Origin of the sequence: Peteryoungia rhizophila (assembly GCF_004912145.1) — a bacterium.
GTDB classification, from domain to species: Bacteria; Pseudomonadota; Alphaproteobacteria; order Rhizobiales; family Rhizobiaceae; genus Allorhizobium; species Allorhizobium rhizophilum.
In genome coordinates, this window is sequence record NZ_STGT01000005.1 from 450,388 (window position 1) to 474,579 (window position 24,192).

General features: G+C 61.5%; 22 protein-coding genes. 10 read left to right on the plus strand and 12 right to left on the minus strand.

Annotation, left to right across the window (positions count from 1 at the left end; translation table 11 throughout):
• Positions 1–35: 35 nt before the first annotated feature.
• Positions 36–761, minus strand: coding sequence for a response regulator transcription factor (locus E9677_RS21115; protein WP_006724182.1), 726 nt, complete (start codon positions 759–761; stop codon positions 36–38).
• 338 nt (positions 762–1,099) lie between these two features.
• Here E9677_RS21115 and E9677_RS21120 point away from each other — a divergent pair, with 338 nt between their 5' ends.
• The 3 genes from E9677_RS21120 to E9677_RS21130 all read left to right on the plus strand — a co-directional run bounded on the left by E9677_RS21120 (position 1,100) and on the right by E9677_RS21130 (position 3,892).
• On the plus strand, positions 1,100–2,710 hold the full coding sequence (locus E9677_RS21120; RefSeq protein WP_136560020.1) for a phosphoenolpyruvate carboxykinase: 1,611 nt from the start codon (positions 1,100–1,102) through the stop codon (positions 2,708–2,710).
• A 115-nt stretch (positions 2,711–2,825) separates the two neighbouring features.
• Positions 2,826–3,260 carry an alternative ribosome rescue aminoacyl-tRNA hydrolase ArfB gene (arfB, locus tag E9677_RS21125; protein WP_102021295.1) on the plus strand — a complete coding sequence of 145 codons (435 nt, stop codon included), beginning with the start codon at positions 2,826–2,828 and terminating at the stop codon, positions 3,258–3,260.
• A gap of 2 nt (positions 3,261–3,262) precedes the next feature.
• Positions 3,263–3,892: an alpha-ketoglutarate-dependent dioxygenase AlkB family protein gene (locus tag E9677_RS21130; RefSeq protein WP_136560021.1), complete on the plus strand. Its 630-nt coding sequence runs from the start codon at positions 3,263–3,265 to the stop codon at positions 3,890–3,892.
• 15 nt (positions 3,893–3,907) lie between these two features.
• Here E9677_RS21130 and coaA read toward each other — a convergent pair whose 3' ends face one another.
• From coaA to hisB, 6 genes are all read right to left on the minus strand, one after another.
• Positions 3,908–4,903, minus strand: coding sequence for a type I pantothenate kinase (gene coaA, locus E9677_RS21135; RefSeq protein ID WP_136560022.1), 996 nt, complete (start codon positions 4,901–4,903; stop codon positions 3,908–3,910).
• Positions 4,900–5,223, minus strand: a complete 324-nt coding sequence (locus E9677_RS21140; RefSeq protein WP_136560023.1) for a phosphoribosyl-ATP diphosphatase — start codon at positions 5,221–5,223, stop codon at positions 4,900–4,902. The genes coaA and E9677_RS21140 overlap by 4 nt, the downstream gene beginning before the upstream one ends.
• A gap of 16 nt (positions 5,224–5,239) precedes the next feature.
• A complete protein-coding gene (hisF, locus tag E9677_RS21145) occupies positions 5,240–6,016 on the minus strand; it encodes an imidazole glycerol phosphate synthase subunit HisF (RefSeq protein WP_136560024.1) in 777 nt (258 codons plus the stop codon).
• 10 nt (positions 6,017–6,026) lie between these two features.
• Positions 6,027–6,761 carry a 1-(5-phosphoribosyl)-5-[(5-phosphoribosylamino)methylideneamino]imidazole-4-carboxamide isomerase gene (gene hisA, locus E9677_RS21150; protein WP_136560025.1) on the minus strand — a complete coding sequence of 245 codons (735 nt, stop codon included), beginning with the start codon at positions 6,759–6,761 and terminating at the stop codon, positions 6,027–6,029.
• Between the two features lie 17 nt (positions 6,762–6,778).
• Positions 6,779–7,429: an imidazole glycerol phosphate synthase subunit HisH gene (gene hisH, locus E9677_RS21155; RefSeq protein WP_136560026.1), complete on the minus strand. Its 651-nt coding sequence runs from the start codon at positions 7,427–7,429 to the stop codon at positions 6,779–6,781.
• An 87-nt stretch (positions 7,430–7,516) separates the two neighbouring features.
• The gene (hisB, locus tag E9677_RS21160; RefSeq protein WP_136560027.1) at positions 7,517–8,113 is read right to left on the minus strand and encodes an imidazoleglycerol-phosphate dehydratase HisB; all 597 of its coding nucleotides are present in this window, start codon (positions 8,111–8,113) and stop codon (positions 7,517–7,519) included.
• Between the two features lie 200 nt (positions 8,114–8,313).
• On the opposite strand from hisB, the gene hslV reads away from it, so the two are divergent.
• From hslV to E9677_RS21190, 6 genes are all read left to right on the plus strand, one after another.
• Entirely contained in the window at positions 8,314–8,841 is a 528-nt protein-coding gene (hslV, locus tag E9677_RS21165; RefSeq protein ID WP_136560028.1) for an ATP-dependent protease subunit HslV, read from the plus strand.
• Positions 8,842–8,909: 68 nt separating this feature from the next.
• A complete protein-coding gene (gene hslU / locus E9677_RS21170; RefSeq protein ID WP_136560029.1) occupies positions 8,910–10,217 on the plus strand; it encodes an ATP-dependent protease ATPase subunit HslU in 1,308 nt (435 codons plus the stop codon).
• A gap of 185 nt (positions 10,218–10,402) precedes the next feature.
• Complete coding sequence (locus E9677_RS21175) at positions 10,403–11,332, plus strand: DUF1402 family protein (RefSeq protein ID WP_235883060.1); 930 nt, start codon at positions 10,403–10,405, stop codon at positions 11,330–11,332.
• A gap of 38 nt (positions 11,333–11,370) precedes the next feature.
• Positions 11,371–12,774, plus strand: coding sequence for a cytochrome P450 (locus tag E9677_RS21180; protein WP_136560031.1), 1,404 nt, complete (start codon positions 11,371–11,373; stop codon positions 12,772–12,774).
• A 98-nt stretch (positions 12,775–12,872) separates the two neighbouring features.
• The gene (locus E9677_RS21185; protein ID WP_136560032.1) at positions 12,873–14,876 is read left to right on the plus strand and encodes a hydantoinase/oxoprolinase N-terminal domain-containing protein; all 2,004 of its coding nucleotides are present in this window, start codon (positions 12,873–12,875) and stop codon (positions 14,874–14,876) included.
• Between the two features lie 103 nt (positions 14,877–14,979).
• Positions 14,980–17,151 carry a malate synthase G gene (locus E9677_RS21190; protein WP_136560033.1) on the plus strand — a complete coding sequence of 724 codons (2,172 nt, stop codon included), beginning with the start codon at positions 14,980–14,982 and terminating at the stop codon, positions 17,149–17,151.
• Between the two features lie 79 nt (positions 17,152–17,230).
• Here E9677_RS21190 and E9677_RS21195 read toward each other — a convergent pair whose 3' ends face one another.
• Positions 17,231–17,896: a L,D-transpeptidase gene (locus E9677_RS21195; protein WP_136560061.1), complete on the minus strand. Its 666-nt coding sequence runs from the start codon at positions 17,894–17,896 to the stop codon at positions 17,231–17,233.
• A gap of 177 nt (positions 17,897–18,073) precedes the next feature.
• Between E9677_RS21195 and E9677_RS21200 the strand changes: the two genes are divergently transcribed.
• Complete coding sequence (locus E9677_RS21200; RefSeq protein WP_136560034.1) at positions 18,074–18,556, plus strand: MmcB family DNA repair protein; 483 nt, start codon at positions 18,074–18,076, stop codon at positions 18,554–18,556.
• A 2-nt stretch (positions 18,557–18,558) separates the two neighbouring features.
• Here E9677_RS21200 and E9677_RS21205 read toward each other — a convergent pair whose 3' ends face one another.
• The 4 genes from E9677_RS21205 to lhpI form a co-directional block, all read right to left on the minus strand.
• A complete protein-coding gene (locus tag E9677_RS21205; RefSeq protein ID WP_235883051.1) occupies positions 18,559–19,155 on the minus strand; it encodes an ActR/PrrA/RegA family redox response regulator transcription factor in 597 nt (198 codons plus the stop codon).
• A gap of 72 nt (positions 19,156–19,227) precedes the next feature.
• Positions 19,228–20,529: an ActS/PrrB/RegB family redox-sensitive histidine kinase gene (locus E9677_RS21210; RefSeq protein WP_136560035.1), complete on the minus strand. Its 1,302-nt coding sequence runs from the start codon at positions 20,527–20,529 to the stop codon at positions 19,228–19,230.
• A gap of 27 nt (positions 20,530–20,556) precedes the next feature.
• Positions 20,557–23,034, minus strand: a complete 2,478-nt coding sequence (hrpB, locus tag E9677_RS21215) for an ATP-dependent helicase HrpB (RefSeq protein WP_408014764.1) — start codon at positions 23,032–23,034, stop codon at positions 20,557–20,559.
• Positions 23,028–23,981, minus strand: a complete 954-nt coding sequence (gene lhpI, locus E9677_RS21220; protein WP_136560037.1) for a bifunctional Delta(1)-pyrroline-2-carboxylate/Delta(1)-piperideine-2-carboxylate reductase — start codon at positions 23,979–23,981, stop codon at positions 23,028–23,030. The genes hrpB and lhpI overlap by 7 nt, the downstream gene beginning before the upstream one ends.
• Positions 23,982–24,192: the final 211 nt, after the last annotated feature.

The following is a 24,192-nucleotide window of genomic DNA, read 5'->3' on the forward strand; positions in this document are numbered from 1 at the left end:
GCCTTTTCGTCAGTAGGGGCCATGTCGACGAGATCTCACGCTGCTTCGCGGAACCGGTAGCCCACGCCGTACAGGGTTTCAATCATGTCGAAGTCGGTATCGACCATCTTGAACTTCTTGCGCAGCCGCTTGATGTGGCTGTCGATCGTGCGGTCGTCCACGTAGACCTGCTCGTCATAAGCCGCATCCATCAGCGCGTCACGGCTCTTCACGACACCGGGGCGCTGCGCAAGCGATTGCAGGATCAGGAACTCCGTCACCGTGAGCGTCACCGGATCACCCTTCCAGGTACAGGTGTGACGCTCCTGGTCCATCACGAGCTGGCCACGCTCAAGTGTCCGGGCCTGCTGCTCGGGGCTGCCCTTTGCAGGTCCGTTGCCGGCCGCAAAGCTCTCGCGGCTCGCCGAGCGGCGTAGGATCGCTTTCACGCGCTCGACGAGCAGCCGCTGCGAGAAAGGTTTGGTGATGAAGTCATCCGCGCCCATCTTCAGGCCGAAGAGTTCATCGATCTCTTCGTCCTTCGACGTGAGGAAGATCACCGGAATGTCGGACTTCTGACGCAGGCGGCGCAAGAGTTCCATTCCGTCCATGCGCGGCATCTTGATGTCGAAGATGGCCAGCTGCGGCGGACGGGCGAGGAGACCGTCGAGAGCCGAGGCGCCGTCGGTGTAGGTTTCGACCTTGTAGCCTTCCGCTTCGAGCGCAATGGACACCGAAGTCAGAATGTTGCGGTCGTCATCCACGAGGGCGATCGTCTGCATGATATACGTCTCCGTCATCGTTGCGCTGCTCCTGGTCTGTCCAGCCAGCTCTGGTTCCATGGCAGTGCGATATGGGGATAAAGGTGGAACAAATTGTGGCAGAGGGGAAGGGGCGTGCCGGGCAGATTTCCGTCAAACTGCAAATTCGGTTCGTTAATCTCCGCCTGTCGAAGTGGAATGGAAGCGGAACTAAACGATTTAAAAAGGTCATTTTCCAGTTTAAATCGATTAAATAATTGATATCATTATATTTTTTCAGGTGTCGCCTTGCTTTTCGGGGCTGTGCCGTTTAGTTTTCACTCATTCAAAGTTTTGGCCCATGTGAGAGGAAGCGCACCATGGAGGAATTCGGCGTGAGGAACCCGGCTGCGGGGATCGAGGAAATCGGCTTGGGAAAGGCCGACAGTGTTCGCTACAATTTCCTTGAAGCTGCTCTTTACGAAGAGGCGGTCCGTCGCGGTGAAGCCGAACTGACTGCTGACGGTGCTCTGCGCGCGCTGACCGGTCAGCATACGGGCCGCTCAGCGAAGGACAAGTTCGTCGTTCGCGACGCAAAGACTGGTGACCAGATCTGGTGGGACAACAACAAGCCGATGTCGCCGGAGCATTTCGCCGTCTTGCATCAGGACATGCTGGCCCATGTCGAGGGCAAGGACCTATTCGTTCAGGACCTGATCGGAGGGGCCGACACGGACAACGCTCTGCCGACGCGCGTCGTGACGGAACTCGCCTGGCACTCGCTCTTCATCCGCAACCTGCTGATTCGCCCCGACCGTGCGGCTCTGGAAGGCTTCCTGCCCAAGTTGACGATCATCGACCTGCCGAGCTTCCGCGCCGATCCGGCACGCCACGGCTGCCGCACAGAGACTGTGATTGCCTGCGACCTGACCAACGGCATCGTGCTCATCGGCGGCACGTCCTATGCCGGCGAAATGAAGAAGTCTGTCTTCACCGTCTTGAACTACCTCCTGCCGTCGAAGGGCGTCATGCCGATGCATTGCTCGGCCAATGTCGGTCCCGATGGCGATGCGGCTGTGTTCTTCGGCCTGTCCGGCACCGGCAAGACCACGCTCTCGGCCGACCCCAAGCGCACACTGGTTGGTGATGACGAGCATGGCTGGGGCGAAAACGGCATCTTCAACTTCGAGGGGGGCTGCTACGCCAAGACCATCCGTCTTTCGGCAGAAGCGGAGCCGGAAATCTTCGCCACCACCAAACGCTTCGGCACTGTTCTCGAAAACGTGGTGCTCGACGAGAACCGCGTGCCCGATTTCGCCGATGGTTCGCTGACGGAAAACACGCGCTGCGCCTATCCGCTGCATTTCATCCCGAATGCATCGGAGACCGGTATCGCGCCGCATCCGAAGACGATCATCATGTTGACGGCAGATGCCTTCGGCGTGTTGCCGCCGATCGCTAGGCTGACGCCGGAACAGGCCATGTATCACTTCCTGTCTGGCTACACTGCGAAGGTGGCCGGCACGGAAAAGGGCGTGACCGAACCGGAAGCGACCTTCTCGACCTGCTTTGGCGCCCCCTTCATGCCGCGCCACCCGACGGAATACGGCAACCTTCTGCGTGATCTGATCGCACGCCACGAGGTCGATTGCTGGCTCGTCAATACCGGCTGGACCGGTGGCGCCTATGGGATTGGCAACCGCATGCCGATCAAGGCGACGCGTGCGCTTCTGACGGCCGCCCTGACCGGTGAGTTGAAGAAGGTCGAGATGCGTCCAGATGCAAACTTCGGCTTCGCCGTTCCGGTTGCGGTCGCCGGCGTCGACACGAAGATCCTCGACCCACGCTCTACCTGGGCGGACGGTGTCGCCTACGACGCGCAGGCCAAGAAGCTGGTTGGCATGTTCATCGACAACTTCGCCAAGTTCGAAGCCCATGTCGATGGCAAGGTCCGCGACGCAGCCCCGGGCATTCGCCTCGCGGCCGAGTGATGTACTGATTTGACGACCATGAAGAGGCCCGGCATGTTTGCCGGGCCTCTTTTGCTTCCGGCTTGCCTTTGAAGTCTTTGCGGCCGATATGGAAGCCGAAAAAGAGACCTATGACATGGCAAGCGAACCGCTAGAGATCAACAACCGCATTACGATCGCCGGCTGGGAGCTGACGGAACAGTTCGTTCTGGCCGGTGGCCCTGGCGGCCAGAACGTCAACAAGGTCTCGACCGCCGTTCAGCTCTTCTTCAATCTGCTCGGATCACCGGCGCTCAATGACCGCGTGAAGCAGAATGCCGCCAAGCTCGCCGGCAAGCGCCTCTCCAAGGAAGGCGTGCTGATGATCGAGGCGAGCCGTTTCCGCAGTCAGGACCGCAATCGCGAAGACGCCCGCGATCGCCTGAAGGAGCTGCTACTCGAAGCAGCCAAGCCACCGCCGCCGCCCCGCAAGAAGACAAAGCCCACCAAGGGCTCGATCGAACGGCGTCTTAAGGCGAAGTCCGGGCGTTCGGATGTGAAGAAGATGCGCGGCAAGCCGGCGGGGGATTGAGCATGGCTGGAACGAAAGCCGAGATCAGCCTTCAATCCGGTCTTCGTTATCTCCCGGGCCGTCTGTCGCGGGCCGAGCAGGAGGGCCTGGTCGAGATTATTCGTGGTGTCGTCGCTGAGGCGCCGCTCTACGTGCCGGTCATGCCGGGGTCCGGTCGTCCCATGTCTGTCCGGATGACAAATTGTGGGCCCCTCGGCTGGGTCACGGACAAAGAGCAAGGCTATCGCTATCAACAGACACACCCGGTAACCGGCAAACCCTGGCCCGATATCCCGCAGCTTCTGCTCGATCTCTGGCGGGAGCTCTCGGGATACTCAGAGGATCCGGAGGCTTGTCTCGTGAATTTCTATGCCGACGACGCCAAGATGGGTCTTCATCAGGACCGCGATGAGACGGAGTTATCCGCCCCGGTCCTCTCGATCTCGCTGGGCAACACCTGCCTGTTCCGCATCGGCGGTCTATCGCGCACTGACCGGACGAAATCCTTGAAGCTGGAGAGCGGCGATCTCTTCATCCTCGGCGGTGAAGGCCGTCTGTGCTTCCACGGGGTAGACCGCATCTATGCCGGAACCTCGACACTTCTGAAATCGGGTGGGCGCATCAACCTGACGCTTCGCCGGGTCAATCCATAGCCGGCGATTGATCGCCTACAGTTTTCTGAGCGCCACCGTCTCGACGAGATGATTGTCACCCTTGCGCAGGATGAGATCGGCGCGTGGCCGGGTCGGCAGGATGTTTTCCCGCAGATTCTTCAGGTTGATATTCGTCCAGAGCCCCTCGGCGATCTCCTTGGCCTCGTCCTCGCTGATGGTCGCATAGCGATGGAAGTAGGAGTTAGGATCGCGGAACGCGGTCTGCCGCAGTTTCATGAAGCGGTCGACATACCAGCGATGGGTCGCGTTCTCATCGGCGTCGATATAGATCGAAAAATCGAAGAAGTCCGAGACCATCGGCACGATCTTGCCGTCGGCCGGAAGGTTGCGCGACTGCAAGACGTTGATGCCCTCAAAGATCAGGATATCAGGCCGGTCGACCACGCGGTGCTCGTTCGGCAGCACATCATAGGTCAGGTGCGAATAGCTGGGCGCCTTGACGTTCGGCAGCCCCGCCTTGATCGCCGACAGAAAGCGCAACAACGCGCCGACGTCGTAGCTTTCCGGAAAACCCTTGCGGTTGAGGATTCCGTTTTTAACCAGATGCGCATTTGGATAAAGAAAGCCGTCGGTGGTCACGAGATCGACCTTCGGGCTGGATGGCCAACGCGCCAGAAGTTCCTTCAGCACGCGCGCGGTCGTCGATTTGCCCACGGCAACGGATCCGGCAATGCCGATGACGAACGGCGTCTTGAAGACGTCGGAAAGGCTGAGGAAGCGGTTGCGCTGCTCGAACAACAGCTGCGACGATTCCACATGCGAAGACAACAGGCGCGAGAGCGACAGATAGATCCGCCGGACTTCATTGAGATCGATCGGGTCATCGATCGAGCGAAGCCGGTGAACCTCGTCAGCTGTCAGGGTCAGCGGCGTATCGGCGCGGAAATGCGCCCATTCTTCGGAATCGAAGAAGTGATAGGGGGAATAGCCGTTCGCCTGGAAATGGTCGAGGACGTCTGGCGTTTCGGAGTCCCGCATAGCTATCGTCATGGATCCTGCCGACTGGCCTTCTCGCTCAGGCCTGTCTGAGCAGTCCGGCGCTCAAGTTCCTGCATTACTGCTTGTAAAGGGATGTCCGCAATTTTCAATACGACCATCAGGTGATAAAGGAGGTCCGCGCTCTCGTAGACGAGGTTCTCGCGGTCTTGTTTGACTGCCGCCATAACGGCTTCGATCGCCTCTTCACCGAGCTTCTTCGCTGCCTTGTCCTGCCCTCCGGCCACGAGCTTCGCCGTCCAGGATTCACTTGGACTTGCTTCAGCGCGGCTGGCGACGATCGCTTCAAGATCGGCGAGGGTGAAACTGCTCATGACAAGCCTTTCCGCGTCAGTCGAGACGCATGGCGATTCCGGCTGCGGCCATGTGGGCCTTTGCCTCTGCAATCGAATGGGTGCCGAAGTGGAAGATCGAGGCAGCGAGCACTGCGGTCGCATGACCGTCACGAATGCCGGCGACCAGATCATCGAGATTGCCGACACCGCCGGACGCAATAACCGGCACGCGAACGCTGTCGGCGATTGTACGGGTGAGGCCGATGTCGTAACCGCTCTTCGTCCCGTCCCGGTCCATCGAAGTCACCAGCAGTTCGCCGGCGCCACGCTCGACCATCTTGATCGCAAATTCAACGGCATCGATCCCGGTCGGTTGGCGTCCGCCATGGGTGAAGATTTCCCAGCGATCCGCTTCACCGTTAGCGGAAACCTTCTTCGCATCGATGGAGACGACGATGCACTGGTTGCCGAACTTGTCGGCGGCTTCCGCCACGAAATCGGGGTTCTTCACCGCCGCCGAATTGATCGATACCTTGTCGGCGCCGCAGAGCAGCAGCTTGCGGATATCGGCCACGGCCCGAACGCCACCGCCGACCGTCAGTGGCATGAAACAATGATCGGCGGTCTGGGCGACCACATCGAAGATCGTGTCGCGGTTGTCGGAGGATGCGGTGATGTCGAGGAAGCAGAGCTCATCGGCGCCGGCAGCGTCATAGGCCTTGGCAGCCTCGACCGGATCACCGGCATCGATCAGGTCGACGAAGTTGACGCCCTTGACGACGCGGCCGTCCTTGACGTCGAGGCAGGGGATCACGCGGGCCTTGAGTGTCATGGTCTTGTCCTCAGCCTCTCGCGGCCTTGATCAGGGCGAGCGCCTCTGCGGGGTCGATGCGCCCATCATAGAGCGCGCGACCGGAAATCGCACCTTCGAGCTTCCTCGCATCCGGTTCAAGCATGCGCTTGATGTCTTCGATCGAGGCGAGACCGCCCGACGCTATCACCGGGATCGAAACGGCCGCTGCAAGCTCCAGCGTCGAGGCCCAGTTGATACCGGTGAGGATCCCGTCGCGGTCGATGTCGGTATAGATGATCGCAGCGACTCCAGCGCCTTCGAAACGCTGGGCGAGTTCAATCACGCCGAGTTCGGAGGCTTCCGCCCAGCCTTCGACAGCAACCTTGCCGCCCTTGGCGTCGATGCCGACGGCGACCTTACCGGGGAAGCGCTCGCAGGCTTCGATTACGAGAGCCGGATCACGCACGGCAACCGTACCGAGGATGACACGCGACAGCCCGCGCGACAGCCAGCTCTCGATATGGTCGAGCGTGCGGATGCCACCACCCAGCTGCACCGGGTTCTTCGTCGCTTTCAGGATCGCATCGGCGGCCGCGCCATTGACGCTTTCACCGGCAAAGGCGCCATTGAGATCGACGACATGCAGCCATTCGAAGCCCTGGTCTTCAAAGGCGCGCGCCTGTGCGGCCGGATCAGGGTTGTATACGGTGGCCTGGTCCATATCGCCCAGCTTGAGGCGAACGCACTGGCCGTCCTTGAGGTCGATGGCGGGAAAAAGGATCATGGGATTATCCGTGCCCTTCAGGGCGTCCAGGTCAGGAAATTGGCGATGAGTTTCAGGCCGAGTGCCTGGCTCTTCTCGGGATGGAATTGCGCACCCACCATGTTGTCGCGACCGACAAAGGCGGTCATTGCGCCACCATAGTCGGTCGTTGCAATCACGTCCGCGGACTTGCGCGCAGCCAGGTGATAGGAATGCACAAAATAGGCGTGCAGCCCGTCCGGTCCCGTCGGAATACCCGAAAACAGCGGATGCGGCCGGTTGACCGTTAGAGTGTTCCAGCCGATCTGCGGGATCTTGAGGGAAGGATCCGACGGCGTCATCTCGACGACATCGCCCTCGATCCAGCCGAAGCCGTCGGTCACCGTCTTTTCCAGACCGCGCGAGGACATGAGCTGCATGCCGACGCAGATACCGAAAAAGGGGCGGCCCTTTTTCTCGACAACGTCAGCGATCGCATCATGCATGCCGGGAACGGCATCAAGCCCCTTGCGGCAGTCGGCATAGGCACCAACACCCGGAAGTACGATCCGGTCGGCGGTGGCGACCCGGTCCGCCTTGTCAGTGAGTTCGATCTCGGTGTCGAGCCCGGCCTCGCGAGCGGCCCGTTCAAAGGCCTTGGTGGCCGAGCGTAAATTGCCCGAGCCGTAGTCGATGATAGCTACACGCATGTTGTCCAGTCCTTTCTGCTCGACGGTTCGGCTTCAACGTCCGAACCGGAGCAAGGTGGCAGTTTCCCCCATGGGGGAAGATGCCCCTTAAACCAGGGTGCCCTTGGTGGAGGGGATACGATTTGCCTGCCGCGGATCGACCTCGGTTGCCGTCCGAAGTGCGCGCGCGACCGCCTTGAAGCAGGTCTCGGCAATATGATGGTTGTTCGCGCCGTAATGGTTCAGCACATGCAGCGTGATCCCGGCATTCTGGGCGAAAGCCTGGAAGAATTCACGCACCAGTTCGGTGTCGAAGGTGCCGATCTTCGACGCGCTGAAAGCGACATTCCAGACCAGGAACGGACGGCCGGAGACGTCGATCGCCGCCTTGGTCATCGTCTCGTCCATGGCGAGATCGATCGATGCATAGCGCGTGATGCCCTTGCGGTCGCCGAGCGCCTTGGAAATCGCTTGACCGAGCGCGATGCCCGTGTCCTCGACAGTGTGGTGATCGTCGATATGCAGGTCACCCTTCACGTCGATGTCCATGTCGATCAGAGAGTGGCGGCAGAGCTGGTCAAGCATATGGTCAAAGAAGCCCACGCCCGTCGAAATCTTGCCCGTGCCGGTGCCGTCGATATGGACGGAAACCGAGACCGAGGTTTCGTTGGTCTTGCGGGAAACTTCGCCTGTACGCTCTGCCATCTGGCTGCTCCATGGGGATCTCGGCCCTCCCTTATCAGCAGGTCGGTGAAATATCCAGAAGTTACATTGCGCTGCCGCAAGGCACGGCGACAGCTTTTGCCGCAGATTGCAATCGTCGAAAGCCCACTTACATAGGAACCGACAAACCGGGCCAGACAGCCCGTTCCACAAGGCCCGCAGGCGCGGGTGACAGGTGACTGATGACAACGATTATTACCGTACGCAAGGACGGCAAGGTGGTGATGGCCGGTGACGGCCAGGTCAGCCTCGGCCAGACCGTGATGAAGGGCAATGCCCGCAAGGTCCGCCGCATCGGCAAGGGCGGCGATGTGATCGCAGGCTTCGCCGGCGCAACTGCCGATGCCTTCACCCTGCTCGATCGTCTCGAAAAGAAGCTCGAGCAATATCCCGGCCAGTTGATGCGCGCCGCCGTCGAGCTCGCCAAGGACTGGCGCACCGACAAGTATCTGCGCAACCTGGAAGCCATGATGCTCGTTGCCGATAAGTCAATCACGCTCGCGATCACCGGCAACGGTGACGTGCTGGAGCCTGAGCATGGCACGATCGCCATCGGTTCCGGCGGCAACTTCGCCTATGCTGCTGCCCGCGCCCTGATGGACAGCGATCGCTCGGCCGAGGATATCGCGACACGTGCGCTGACGATCGCCGGCGAGATCTGCGTCTACACCAACAACAATATGGTGATCGAAACCCTCGACGCCGACTGACGGCTGCCGAAAACGTCCCCCCGCAAGCGACGATGCGCGGTTCCGCGGCATCGTGAGGAGCAAGCTGAATGACCAATTTCTCTCCGCGCGAGATCGTTTCCGAGCTCGACCGCCACATCATCGGCCAGCATGACGCCAAGCGTGCGGTCGCGATCGCTTTGCGCAATCGCTGGCGCCGCCAGCAGCTCTCGGAAGATCTCCGTGACGAGGTCATGCCGAAGAACATCCTGATGATCGGCCCGACCGGTGTCGGCAAGACGGAGATTTCCCGTCGCCTGGCCAAGCTCGCCGGTGCGCCCTTCATCAAGGTCGAAGCCACCAAGTTCACCGAAGTCGGCTACGTCGGCCGCGACGTCGAGCAGATCATCCGTGATCTGGTGGAGATCGGCATCGCGCTCATACGCGATAAGAAGCGGCAGGAAGTGCAGGCCAAGGCTCATGCGCTCGCCGAGGAACGTGTGCTTGACGCCCTGGTCGGCGCCACAGCGTCGCCGGCCACACGAGACAGCTTCCGCAAGAAGCTGCGCAGCGGCGAGTTAGACGACAAGGAAATCGACATCGAGGTCGCCGACAGCGGCTCCGGTTCGCCCGGTTTTGAAGTCCCCGGCATGCCCGGTGCCAATATCGGCATCCTCAACCTGTCGGAAATGTTCGGTAAGGCCATGGGCAACCGCACCAAGAAGGTCCGGACCACCGTCAAGGCATCCTATGGCGACCTGATCCGTGACGAGTCGGACAAGCTCATCGACAATGAAGTCATCCAGCGGGAAGCACTGCGGTCTGTCGAGAATGACGGCATCGTCTTCCTCGACGAAATCGACAAGATCGCCGCCCGCGAGGGCGCAATGGGCGCCGGCGTATCGCGTGAGGGCGTGCAGCGCGACCTCTTGCCACTCGTCGAAGGCACGACCGTTGCGACCAAGTATGGGCCGGTGAAGACCGACCATATTCTCTTTATCGCATCGGGAGCGTTCCACGTCTCCAAGCCCTCCGACCTTCTGCCGGAACTCCAGGGTCGTCTGCCGATCCGGGTCGAGCTGAAGCCGCTGACCAAGGAGGATTTCCGCCGAATCCTGACGGAGACCGAGGCGAGCCTGATCCGTCAGTACAAGGCGCTGATGGCCACCGAAGAGATGGATCTCGACTTTACCGAAGATGCGATCGATGCCCTTGCCGACGTCGCAGTCCAGCTGAACGAAACGGTCGAGAACATCGGAGCCCGCCGTCTCCAGACGGTCATGGAGCGGGTCTTGGATGAGATATCCTTCCATGCACCGGATCGTGGCGGTTCGGCCGTGATGATCGACTCGGCCTATGTTCAGCAGCACGTCGGCGATCTCGCCGCCAATACCGACCTCAGCCGATACATCCTGTGATCTTTGTGCATCTATGGGTCGCTTTCACCCCGGACGTGCCGGGAAAGTGAAAGCGTCCCGTATCGACAATACAGGCAGGCCTTATGTAAGGAGTGCCGCTGTCGGGTGTCGGCCACCATGCGTCGCCAATCCGTTCGAGGACAAATGTCCGGGGGCCGCGCATCGTGCTGAACATCACCAGGATCATCATCGTCGCATTGGGTCTGTCCGGGCTCGCTCCCGCAGTGGCCCTCGCTGCCGACAAGGTGCCGTCGGGTAATCGAAACATCGAGCAACCGGCCATTCCCGGCGCTTCGGTGCGACGCACCAAGGCGGGCAAGACCAGCTTTGACGTGAAGTACGAGAAGGTTCGCGATCTCCTGCGCACGGACTCTGCGCTCGTTGGCAAGATCAAGAAGACCGCCTCCGCCTATGGCATCGCACCCATTCATATGGTCGGGGCGATCGTCGGTGAGCACACTTATAATGTCGACGCCTATGACAGCCTGCAGAGCTATTACGTCAAGGCTGCGTCCTATGCAGGCAACAGCTTCCGCTTCGGCTATAAGGACGAGAGCATCTCCGCCTTCGTTAGCCGGCCGGAATTTGCCGAATGCAACGGCTTCTCGGACTCCTATCGCCTGTGGACCTGTCGGGAAAATGTCTGGGAGGACAGCTTCCGCGGAAAGTCGGTTGGTGGTGTATCCTACCCCAACAATCGCTTCAGCGCCGTCTTCTTCCAGCCCTTCTATGCGGGCCAGACATTCGGTCTGGGTCAGATCAATCCCCTCACGGCATTGATGCTGTCGGATCTGGTGCATCAAAAATCCGGCTATCGGAAGCTCGACGAAAATGATGCGGCAGACGTGTACAAGGCGATCATGGATCCAGACATATCGCTCGCCTTCATGGCGGCCGTGATCCGCAAGTCCATCGACGATTACCGCCAGATCGCCGATGTCGACATCTCGGGCAATCCGGGCCTGACCGCCACGCTCTTCAACATCGGTGGTTCGCAGCAGCGTGCGCAGGCACTCGCATCCAGGCGCGCGAGCGGTGCGGCGAATTGGCCGGAAGAGAACTATTACGGCTGGCTGATCAACGATCGGCTGGACGAGCTTGAGGCCCTGCTCTAACTCCTAAGGGGGCGTCGAAGCCCTCGAAGGAGCATGACATGGACGCCAGTCTGCGGAAATCGACCTTTGAGCCGCCGGCACCGGTGCCGCGGACAATCCCGCCCAGCCGGCTTGAAATCATCCGAACGGTCCTGCGCAACCCGCTCGAACTCTGGGGACAGCCGTCCTACACATGGCCCTGGATCGTCACGCGCTTCTTCGGCCAGACCACGGTCATCGCCAATGATCCAGGCCTCATCCGGCATGTGCTCGTCGACAACGCGTCGAATTACGAGATGTCCGAGATTCGACAGCTCGTGCTGCGTCCCATTCTGCGCGACGGTCTGCTGACTGCAGAAGGTCCGGTCTGGAAACGCTCGCGAAAGGCCATGGCGCCGGTTTTCACTCCTCGCCATGCGCGCGGCTTTGCGCGCCAGATGCGCGAACAGAGCGAGCTTTTTCTCGATCGCTATCAATCGGACGGGCAGGCTGTTGTTCGTGACGTCGCCGTCGACATGACCGAACTCACCTACGCCATCCTCTCCGAAACCCTTTTCTCGGGCGGCATCATCTCCGAACAGGGCGATTTCGCGAGGGATGTCGACGATCTCCTGCACAGCATGGGACGGATCGATCCTCTGGACTTGTTGAAAGCTCCAAAATGGATCCCGCGCCTGACGCGAATTCGGGGCCTTGGTGTTCTTCGCAAGTTCCGCGAGCTGGTGCGCCGGACGATGGATCATCGCCGTGCAATCATCAATACGGAGCGCGAAAAGGCGCCGGACGACTTCCTCACGCTTCTGCTTGAACTTGAGGGTCCCGACGGACTGACCTCGGAGGAAATCGAAGACAATATCCTGACCTTCATCGGGGCCGGCCACGAGACGACGGCGCGGGCGCTCGCCTGGACGCTCTACTGCGTCGCCCATTGCCCTGACGTCCGGGATGCAATGGAGCGCGAAATCGATACCGTCATCGCTACCGGAGCCGATCCCGTCGAATGGCTCGACCAGATGCCGCATGTGCGGGCTTCCTTCGAGGAAGCCATGCGGCTCTATCCGCCGGCGCCCTCGATCAACCGTGATGCAATCGCCGACGACCGCTACACGGCGCCCAACGGCGAAGTGGTGGAGATCGCTAAAGGCGCAACTGTCCTCGTCATGCCGTGGACGCTGCATCGCCACGAACTTTACTGGGACAAGCCGAGGGTGTTCGATCCCTCCCGCTTCCTGCCCGGCGAACGAGAAAAGATCGGCCGCTTTCAGTATCTGCCTTTCGGGGCAGGACCGCGAGTCTGCATAGGCGCCACCTTCGCGCTGCAGGAGGCCGTCATTGCGCTTGCCGTACTCATGCAGAGCTACCGCTTTGAGACGACACCGCAGACGAAACCCTGGCCCGTTCAGAAACTCACAACCCAGCCGGCCGGCGGGCTTCCGATGCGGATCATGCCGCGCAAGCCGTAAAGCGGCGCCATCCTGCCGCTCCTTCGCTGGAAATCGGGCAGACGCCTGTGCCATAAGGGATGCATCGCCATCCAGGCGGGCACTATGGGGAAGACTGCGTGACATCCGAATACATGCTGGGCATCGACACCGGCGGCACCTATACCGATGCCGTGATCTACAGCGAAGAGCATGGGATCGTCGCCAAGGCGAAGTCGCTGACCACCCGCCATGATCTGTCGATCGGCATCTCCGGCGCGCTCGAAAGTGTTCTGGCCGAATCAGCGATCGATCCTTCAGCTATCGGCCTTGTTTCCCTCTCGACGACACTGGCCACCAACGCGCTGGTGGAGGGGCAGGGCGGTCGCGCCGGCCTGATCATGATCGGTTTCGGGCCGGAAGACCTGAAGCGCGACGGTCTGGCCGACGCGCTCGGCAACGATCCTGTCCTCTTCATTGCCGGTGGCCACGACGTCCACGGCAATGAAACGCCCTTCGATGCAGCAGCCCTGGAAGCGGCTTTGCCCGACCTCTCGGCCAATGTCTCGTCCTTCGCGATCGCTGGTTATTTCGCCGTCCGCAACCCGGCGCATGAAAAGCGCGCACGCGATATCATCCGCCAGCATTCCGGCCTTCCCGTCACCTGCAGCCATGAGCTCTCTTCCAAGCTCGGAGGCCCGCGCCGGGCGCTGACCACACTTCTCAATGCACGTCTCGTCGCCATGATCGATCGGCTGATCGGATCGGCAGAACGTTACCTTCTGGATCGCGGAATACACGCACCCCTGATGGTCGTCCGGGGCGATGGTGCTCTAATTTCTGCTGGCGAAGCGCGGCTCCGACCGATCGAAACCATTCTCTCCGGCCCCGCCGCGAGCCTCGTCGGCGCACGACATCTGACCGGCCTGAACGATGCAGTCGTCTCGGACATTGGCGGCACGACAACCGACGTCGCCGTCATGGAAGCGGGCCAGCCACGACTCGACCAGGATGGTGCCGTCGTCGGTGGCTACAGGACCATGGTGGAAGCCGTGGCCATGCGGACCTTTGGCCTCGGTGGCGATTCGGAAGTCCGCTTTGATGATCGCGGCCTCGCGGCGAAGATCGAGCTCGGCCCACGTCGCCTTGTACCTTTGAGCCTCGCTGCAGCCCTGCATGGAACGTCCATCACCGACGTGCTCGAGCGCCAGCTGCGCGCGCCGCATCTCGGCCGCCACGACGGGCGCTTCGCTGTCCGCACTGGCGTTCCGGATCACCTCGCGGCCGGCCTCCAGCCGCAGGAGGCATCACTCTTCCAGAAGGTTGGTGCCGTGCCGTTGCCACTCGAACAGCTGATCAGCTTCACCCAGCAGAAGGCGACTCTCGACCGCCTCGTCGCGCGGGGCCTCGTCCATATCTGCGGCCTTACCCCGTCGGATGCCATGCATGTTCTGAACCGTCAGGGCCAGTGGAACCGGCAAGCCGCCGAACTCGGCATGACGCTGGCCATCCGCCAGAAGGACGGGGCGGGACAACCGATCGCCAAATCCGCTGAAGTCCTGAGCCAGTTCATCGTCGATCGCCTCACGCGCCAGTCGGCCGAGGTCATTCTGTCCGCGGCCCTCGCGGAGGATGGGCTCGCCGACGTCGAGCCTGCGAAATCCATACTGATCGACCGTGCCCTCCGGCGTCAGGCAGGCATCGCCCGCTTCGGTCTCTCCCTCGACCGGCCTCTCATCGGCCTCGGCGCCTCCGCCGGCGTCTATTATCCGGCGATAGCCGAGATGCTCGCATCCGACTTCGCCGTGCCTGGAGACGCCGACGTTGCCAACGCCGTGGGTGCCGTTGTCGGACAGGTGCGCAGCAGCGTCACCGTGACGGTCACCTCGCCGGAAGAGGGCCTCTTCATCATCACCGGTGGCGGCGATAGTGAGCGCGTTACGGACGAGGATAAGGCCGTCGAAGCCGCGCGCCACCGTGCGACCGAACTCGCACGCGTGCGGGCTGAAGCGAGTGGCGCTGTCGATGTCGTCCTTGTTTTGAAGGAAGAGTTCGACGCCCCGGAGATCGAGGGTCGGCGCAAGCTCGTAGAAGCGCGCATTACCGCAACCGCCACGGGCCGACCAAGGACGGCTCGTAGCTGACTTTCCATTTTGGAAAGAATATTTCTAATTTATGCCAGATTGACTGCTAATGGGTTTCAGGGCTTCAGTAGCTCATCGAGACATCAGTGCGAGGAACGACGTCATGACATCAGTTGAAATCCATGGACTTTCGATCGACAAGCGCCTGCACGATTTCATCGTCACGCAAGCAGTCCCGGGCACGCAGGTCGATGTCGAAACATTCTTCGCGGGCCTCTCGAAGATCGTTCACGAACTTGCGCCGAAGAATCGTGCCCTCCTCGCCAAGCGGGATGCTTTGCAGGCGCAGATCGACACCTGGTACCGCGAGAACGGTGCACCGGCCGATCTCGCCGCCTATGAGGAGTTTCTGCGGGAGATCGGTTATCTCCTGCCCGAGGGTCCTGACTTCAAGATTGCGACGGCCAATGTCGACCCGGAAATCTCGACCACGGCCGGCCCGCAGTTGGTCGTTCCCGTGATGAACGCCCGTTATGCCCTCAATGCCGCCAATGCCCGCTGGGGCTCCTTGTACGACGCTCTCTACGGGACGGATGCGATTCCCGAAACAGACGGCGCAGAGAAGGGCAAGGGCTACAACCCCGTCCGTGGCGCAAAGGTCATCGCCTGGGTCCGTAGCTTCGTTGATCGTTCTGCACCGCTCGCTGCCGGCGCTTGGGATAAGGTCGCCGCTCTCGCGGTCGAAAACGGAGCACTTTCTGTCCGCCTCGAAGACGGCGGCATGACTGGCCTTGCCGATCCGTCCCAGTTTGCCGGATATCTTGGTGAGGCCTCCGCCCCGTCCAGCATCTTCCTGCGCAAGAACGCCCTTCATGTCGAAATCCTCGTCGACAAGACCGGTGTCATCGGCAAGAGCGATCCCGCCGGCATAAACGACTGCCGGCTGGAATCGGCCATCACCACCATCATGGACTGCGAAGATTCGGTCGCGGCCGTCGATGCAGAGGACAAGCTGGTCGTCTATTCGAACTGGCTCGGCCTGATGAAGGGCGATCTGACGGAAGAAGTCTCGAAGGGTGGCAAGACATTTACCCGCGCGCTCAGCGACGACGTCACGCTGTCGGGTCCGGATGGCGCTCCCGCCAGTTTGCCTGGCCGATCCCTGATGCTCATCCGCAATGTCGGCCACCTCATGACCAATCCGGCGATCACGGACAAGGATGGCAACGAAGTACCGGAAGGCATCATGGATGCCGCCGTCACCGCGCTGATTGCCCTCCACGATATCGGCCCGAATGGCCGTCGCAAGAATTCCCGCGCCGGCTCCATGTATGTCGTGAAGCCCAAGATGCATGGACCCGAAGAGGTCGCCTTCGCCTGCGAGATCTTCTCGGCGGTCGAAGAACTCGTCGGCATGGCACCCAACACGATCAAGATGGGCATTATGGACGAGGAGCGCCGCACCACCGTCAACCTCAAGGAGTGCATTCGCGCCGCCCGCGACCGTGTCGTCTTCATCAACACGGGCTTCCTCGACCGCACCGGAGATGAGATCCATACTTCAATGGAAGCCGGTCCGATGATCCGCAAGGGCGACATGAAGCAGGCCGCCTGGATTTCGGCCTATGAAAACTGGAATGTCGATATCGGCCTCGAATGCGGCCTGTCTGGCCATGCCCAGATCGGCAAGGGCATGTGGGCCATGCCGGACTTGATGGCCGCCATGCTGGAGCAGAAGATCGCTCATCCCAAGGCCGGTGCCAATACGGCCTGGGTACCGTCGCCAACCGCCGCGACCCTGCACGCCACCCACTATCACAGCGTCAACGTCGCGGAGGTCCAGACCGGGTTGAAGTCTCGCCCCCGTGCGAAGCTCGCCGACATCCTCTCCGTCCCGGTCGCACCGCGCCCGAACTGGACCCCCGAGGAAATCCAGCGCGAGCTTGACAACAATGCGCAGGGCATCCTCGGCTATGTCGTGCGCTGGATCGATCAGGGCGTTGGCTGCTCAAAGGTGCCGGACATCAACAATATCGGGCTGATGGAAGACCGGGCGACCTTGCGTATCTCGGCCCAGCATATGGCCAATTGGCTCCATCATGGCGTGGTCACCGAAGCGCAGGTGGTCGAGACGCTGAAGCGCATGGCCGTCGTCGTTGATGGGCAGAATACCGGCGACGCCGCGTATACGCCGATGGCGAAAGATTACGACGGTTCCGTAGCCTTTCAGGCCGCACTTGACCTCGTTCTGAAGGGCAGGGAGCAGCCGAACGGATATACCGAGCCTGTCCTCCATCGCCGCCGCATCGAACTCAAGGCGAAAACTGCCGCCTGAGGCTGCAAGCAAGACCCGAAACAAGAAGACCCGCCGGATCGCTCCGGCGGGTCTTCTGTTTAAACCATGCGTCAGTCAGTTACTGCTGAACGACAACCTTGGAATTACGGCCAGGCTTCACGCGATTGTAGAGGTCGATGACGTCCTGGTTCATCATTCGGATGCAGCCCGAAGACGCGGCCGTCCCGATAGAAGCCCATTCCGGCGTCCCGTGCAGGCGGAACAGTGTGTCCTGGCCCTTCTCGTTGAAGAGATACATGGCGCGGGCACCGAGCGGGTTACGCAGGCCAGGATCCATGCCCTTTTCGACATATTTCGCGACCTCAGGCTTACGCTCCGCCATTTCCTTCGGCGGGTGCCAGGTCGGCCATGCCTGCTTCCAGGCGATATAGGCTTCACCCTGCCATGCGAAACCCTGCTTGCCGACCCCGATGCCGTAACGAACAGCCTTTCCGCGCGGCATGACGTAGTAGAGGAAGCGCTCGCGCGTGTTCACGACAACGGTTCCCGGCTTCTCATTCGTCGCATAATCGACAATTTGTCGGTGGAACTTCTTGTCGACCTTCTGGATCGGAATCGCGGGCAGGGCGTAACCTGCGTCCGTCACAGACCCATAGGAGTCACTGAAGATCTGAACCTTCGTGGTTTCGGCGACTTCGGTCTTGTCACCGGTCGTCGTCGTGCAGCCCGCGAGGCCTAGGGAAATAACCAGGCCGAGCGCGGTCAAGATGTTGCGGAAGCGCATGGGAAAGCTCATGGGTGATGGCTGAGAGATGATCATGGGACCATCTTTGATTATGGTTTATTTTGGATTAATCTCGGCGACGCAAGTGCCGTACTTCCGCCGATTGTCTTCGGCGATGCAAAATGACTCCGCATTGCTTTTTTGCAACAGACTTGAGCGTGCGGAGCGGAGATATCCATGACGTTACTCTCCATTGCGGTGAACAACCCCTTAATAGACGGGCGTCAGTCGGACCGCGCGATGATGATTCGCCGCGGCGTACAGATCCTCCTGGCGGAGATGCGTTTCGCTGTCCTGCCCGAATTGACGCTGTCGAATGGTCGACGTGCGGACCTGATTGCCCTCTCCGAAAAAGGAGAGGTCTGGATCGTCGAGATCAAGTCGTCGATTGAGGATTTTCGTGTCGACAGGAAGTGGCCGGACTATCGGCGCTATTGCGACCGCCTCTTCTTCGCCACGCATGCCGGGGTTCCTCCGGAGATCTTCCCGGAAGACTGTGGCCTGTTCCTGTCTGACGGCTATGCCGGGCATCTGCTGCGGGACGCACCCGAACACCGGTTGCCGCCTGCGACCCGCAAATCCGTGACCCTCGACTTCTCGAGGGCCGCCGCGCAAAGGCTGCTGGCTGCCGAATGGGCTGCACAGCTCAAGTCTGTCTAATTTTACTTCGGCGCGCGTTTGGCGAGAATGCGCTGCAGCGTGCGGCGATGCATGTTCAGCCGCCGCGCGGTTTCCGACACGTTCCGCTCGCAACTTTCATAGACGCGCTGGATATGTTCCCAGCGGATACGATCGGCAGACATCGGGTTTTCCGGGATCTCGGCCTTTTCCCCGGGCCGCTGCGTCAGCGCCAGGTAGACATCGTCTGCATCGGCAGGCTTGGCGAGATAATCAAGCGCGCCGAGTTTGACGGCAGTCACCGCTGTTGCGATATTGCCATATCCTGTCAAGACGATGATCCGGGTATCGGCTCTGCGTTCCCGGATCGCTTCGATCACGTCGAGCCCGGTGCCGTCACCGAGACGCAGATCGACGACCGCATAGCTCGGCGCTGCTTCCTTTGCCTTGGCGATGCCTTCGGCGACCGAGCCGGCAAGCTCGACCACGAAGCCACGACTTTCCATGGCGCGAGCCAGACGGCGCAGGAACGGTGCGTCGTCATCGACGATCAGGAGTGATGGATCAGGACCGAGATCGTGATTGCCCGCCGCTTGTGTGCCGGCGGTGGGTTTTGCGACCTGTGATACTGCGTCTGCCATCTTCTTGTTCCTGCGACTGTTCGAAAAAACTGCGCTATCGACCTTATGCGAGCGATGCCCCCAGAGGTAAAGTCATAACGACGTGTCCAATTCCATGTATTCGCGTGGCCAGTTGACCGCGACCCGCGCCCCGGAACCCTCAGGGCTGCGGTTTTCGAACCGGAGCGTGGCACCGGACCGTTCGAGCAGCGTCTTTGCAATGAACAGTCCAAGGCCCAGGCCACCGGCACGGGTGTCGCTCTGCCTGCTGGTAACATAGGGCTCGCCAATTCTTTGCAAGACCCCTGCGGAGAATCCGGCCCCGTCGTCCTCGATCGTGACTGTTACATCGGCTGTCGTGTGTTCCACGCTGACCGTAACCTTCGAACGTGCATAATCCACTGCGTTTTCGAGCAGGTTGCCGAGACCATAGAGAATGGCGGGGTTGCGGTTACCGACGGGTTCGTGCGCGCGCTCGGAAAGCTCGACAAGCTCGAGCTTCACGCCGAATTCCCTGTGCGGCGCGATCACCTCTTCGATCATCGACGACAAGGGGAGCTCACGCATATGTGCCTCCCCTTCCGTCGCGAGCGAAGTGAGGCGGCGCAAAATATCCCGGCAACGCTCGCTTTGACTGCGCAGCAACTGCACATCTTCGCGGTACCGCTCGTCCTGGCCCAGATCACGTTCCATTTCCTTGGCGACCACGCTGATCGTCGCCAGCGGCGTGCCGAGCTCATGGGCAGCGGCGGCAGCGAGCCCGTCCAGCTGATGTAGGTGTTTCTCACGCTGAAGGATGAGCTCGGTTGCCGTCAGGGCGTCTGCGAGCAAGCTCGCCTCCTGCGACACGCGATAGGCATAGAAGGCAGCAAAGGCCGTCATCGAGACGATGGAGCTCCACATGCCCAACTGCAACAGCGGATGGACTTCGAGTGTCCGACCTTCGAACCAGGGCAGGGGATAGGGAGTGAAGGCGAGCAGGGTGATGAAAGCCAGCGCCGTGATGAAGAGCGCGATCGAATGGCGGCTCGGCTGCGACGCAAACGAAATGATGACGGGAATGCAGATCAGCGGGGCGAAGGGATTGTTCAGACCACCGGTAATGAAAAGAAGTGCGCCCATCTGGAACAGATCGAGAGCTAGCACCGCAAAGGCCGCTGCCGGCTCCAGACGATACGTGGACGGAAAGGCGACGGAGAGGGCCGAATTGGCGGCCGCCAGCGCCGCAATCAGGCCGAGGCAGGTCATGAGCGGCAATGTGAAGTCGAACCACAGCGCCACGATCAGAATGGTCAGCAACTGGCCGGCGACAGCCATCCAGCGCAGCCTTACCAGCGTTTCCAGCCGCAGACGTCGGCTGCTCGGGCCGAATTTGGCTGCCAGATCCATGCTCATACTACACCTGCCTTACTTGCCGCGTGCTCAGGTTCCGCGGGGTTTCGCTCGGGCCGTGGCCTGTGCCGAAGCAGGCTCCTCTGGCCAGGGATGTTTCGGATAGCGGCCCCGCATCTCGGCGCGTACATCCTTCCACGATCCGGCCCAGAAGCCCGGGAGATCCCGCGTGGTCTGAATGGGTCGATGTGCAGGCGAGGTCAACTCCAGGAGCAGTGGCAATTTGCCGCCGCCGATTGCCGGATGCGTCTTCAACCCGAAGAGTTCCTGCACTCTGATCTGGAGAACCGGCTCTTCGCCGTCATAGCGGATCGGATGCGATTGCCCCGTCGGCGCGGTAAAATGCGTTGGTATGAGCCTGTCGAGCTCCCGCTGCGATCCTCCGGGCACCAGCGCCATGAGCCCGTCATGCAGGCTGCCGGCACTCACCTCTTGAAAGCGCGTCACCCCGGATTGATAGGGAACGAACCAGTCGTCGAGCCGCGCCAGAAGGCCCTCGTCGCTGGTATCCGGCCAGGGGTCACCGAGGCTGCGATACAGGAAGCCCAGGCGCTGGCGAAGCTGTTCCGCCGCCCTGGAAAAGGGAAGCGCGGCGAGGCCAACCATCCGCACTCCGTCGGCAAGCGCCCTTGCGGCCTCGCCTCCCTTGGGTTTGGCCAGGGGCTGTTCGTCGAAGACGATCGCGCCCAGCCGTGTCACCCGCCTTGCACGCACCTGACGGCTCGCCAGATCGAAGCCACTTTCATTGACAGTCCGTATGGCATTCGGTGTGAGCAATTCAATGTCGCCGCGTGTGATCTCGGCGGCGGCAAGCACGCGCGCCTGCGCGGCCTTGCCCGTCAGATCGGCAATCACCAGCAGCTCGGCCCCGGCCAGCCTTTCGCTGGCGGCGATCTCGGCACCACGCCCATTGGCCATGACGAAACGGCCCCGTCCGCCACGCTGGCGCGCAATCCGGTCAGGGAAAGCATGGATCAGCAGTGCGCCCGCGGAACTCGTCGGTACGTCGGTCGCATCATCCGTGCGATATCCGAACCCCGACGTGAGGCGTCTCGCCAGATTGCGGGCGTTGCGAGCCCGTTCTCCCTTGTCCCGGCGAAACTGCCGCAGTCTTTCGTCCAGATCGAGATCGCTCCCCCCCAATCCCTGCTCGGTCAGAAGCACCGCCAGTTCTGCGGCGGCCTGGCCCTGGCCATGTTCGGCGGCGCCGAGCACCATGGCGGCGAGCCGCGGCGGCAAACCGAAATCGCGCATGCGGCGACCCTTGGCCGTCAACAGCAAGGACTCGTCCAGCGCGCCGAGCCCGATCAGGAGCTGCCGCGCTTCCTTGAGCGTCACCGCGGGCGGCATGTCCAGCAACAGGAGCTGACCCGGGTCGGCGACACCCCAATGCGCCATGTCCAGCGCGAGACCGGAGAGGTCACTCGACAGGATTTCCGGCGGCGTGAAGGCGGGAAGTGCTGCCGTCTGTCCCACATGCCAGAGACGGATCGCAATCCCCGGCTCCGTTCGGCCGGCGCGCCCCGCGCGCTGATCTGCCGATGCCCGCGACACGCGAACCGTCTCCAGCCGTGTGATGCCCGTCGACGGCTCGTAAACGGGCAGCCGCTGCAATCCGCTGTCTATGACGACGCGCACGCTGTCGATGGTGATCGAGGTTTCTGCGATCGAAGTCGACAGGACGACCTTGCGCGTGCCCGCCTTTGCGGGCCGTATCGCGGCATCCTGCTCGGCTTGGGCAAGCATACCGTAGAGGGGGGTGATCACGATATCCGTCCCGATTCTCCCTTCGAGCCGCTCGGCCACGCGCCGGATTTCCGCCTGTCCCGGCAGGAAGGCGAGGATCGATCCTGTTTCCTCGGTGAGTGTCTTGAGCACGGTCGCTGCGACGGCATCTTCGACCCGCTCGTCGCCTGGCCTGTCCCGATGGCGGATTTCAACCGGAAAGCTTCGCCCTTCGCTGATGATGACCGGCGGGTCCGAGAGCAACGCCGCGATACGCTCGACATCGAGCGTCGCCGACATCACGACCAACCGAAGATCCGGTCTGAGCGCGGATTGGGCGTCGAGCGCAAGCGCAAGGCCGAGATCGGCATCCAGAGAGCGCTCGTGAAACTCGTCGAAGATCACCGCCGCGGCACCACGGAGTTCGGGATCGTCGAGGATCATCCGGACAAAGACGCCTTCGGTCACCACCTCGATGCGTGTCCGACCGCTGATCCGGTTGTCGAGCCGCATGCGATAGCCGACGGTTTCCCCGACCGTCTCTCCGAGCAGCGAGGCCATGCGCGATGCGGCAGCCCTGGCCGCGAGCCTCCGCGGTTCGAGCAGGATGATGCGCCCGTCGCCACGCCACGCCTGTTTCAGCAGATGTAATGGAACGAGTGTCGTCTTGCCCGCGCCGGGGGGTGCCGAGAGCACGGCACGATTGCCCGCTTCGAGAGCTCGGGCGAGGGTGCCGAGCTTGTCCGCGATCGGAAGAAGGGGAAGTGCTGGAGGGGTCACGATCCGGCGCTGTCCTGCCTGGCGGTCTGATAGGCGAGGATAGCACCGGCGAGATCCTCAAGAGCCGCTCCGACGGATTTGAACAGGGTGATCTCGTCCGGGCTCTTGCGTCCCTCCGCCCCCCGCACGAGTTCCGAAAGCTCCGCCTGAACATGATCCCGGGAGATGATACCGGCGGCGATCGGCTGAAGGATGTCGCCGGCCTCGGCAAAGGCGCCTTCGCGCGTATCGACAAAGACACGAGCACGTCGCACGGCTTCATCGTCGCTCTCACGCATATCTTTCGTGAAAGCGCCGATCAGGTCGAGGTGGCTTCCGGGTTTCAGCCATTCCCCTTTGATCAACGGGCTCCGCGATAGTGTCGCACAGGAAATGATGTCGGCCTGCCGAGCGGCGGCTTCCAGATCGGCGGCAACGATTGCCGCATATCCGAGTGCGCGGGCATCCGCGGCCGCCTGCTCCGCCTTCTCCCTGTCTCGACCCCAGATCGACACCTCCGTGATCGGCCGCACGCGGCTATGGGCCTCCACCAGATTGACAGAGAGCCGACCCGTGCCGACGACGAGCAGTCTCGACGCATCCTCCCGGGCCAGGTGTCGCGCGGCGAGGGCCGATGCTGCTGCTGTCCGCCGGGCCGTCAGTTCACCCCCGTCGATCACCGCGAGCAGCTCTCCTGTCCGTCCGGAAGAGAGAAGGTAGCTGCCATGGATCGCGGGCAGGGATCGCTTCGCATTGTCGGGAAAGACCGAGACGAGCTTCACACCTATATACTGGCCGGGCTGCCAGGCCGGCATCAGAAGCAGTGTCGCATCGGCCTCTCCGGGAACGGCGACATGATGATGATGGCGGACGGGCATGACACAGTCACCCTGGAACATGGCCGCGAGAGAGGCGATGAGGGCGTCCCAGTCGAGGCAGCGGCTGGTCTGGATCTGGTCGAGGATGAGCATGAAGGATCGACTCCGGTAATGAGAGGCAGACCCTAGCAAGGCCTGCATGTCTTGCAAACGCCGAGAACGGCATGACAGGGCGCGAGATGAGGGCTGTCTGAGGGGGGAATCGCGAGACTTATGGTCTCATCTGCCACCGCCTGATTCACACTGCGGAAAATTCCATCATTATTTCAATGTGTTGCCACTTTTTTGCACTTTTGTGAAAACC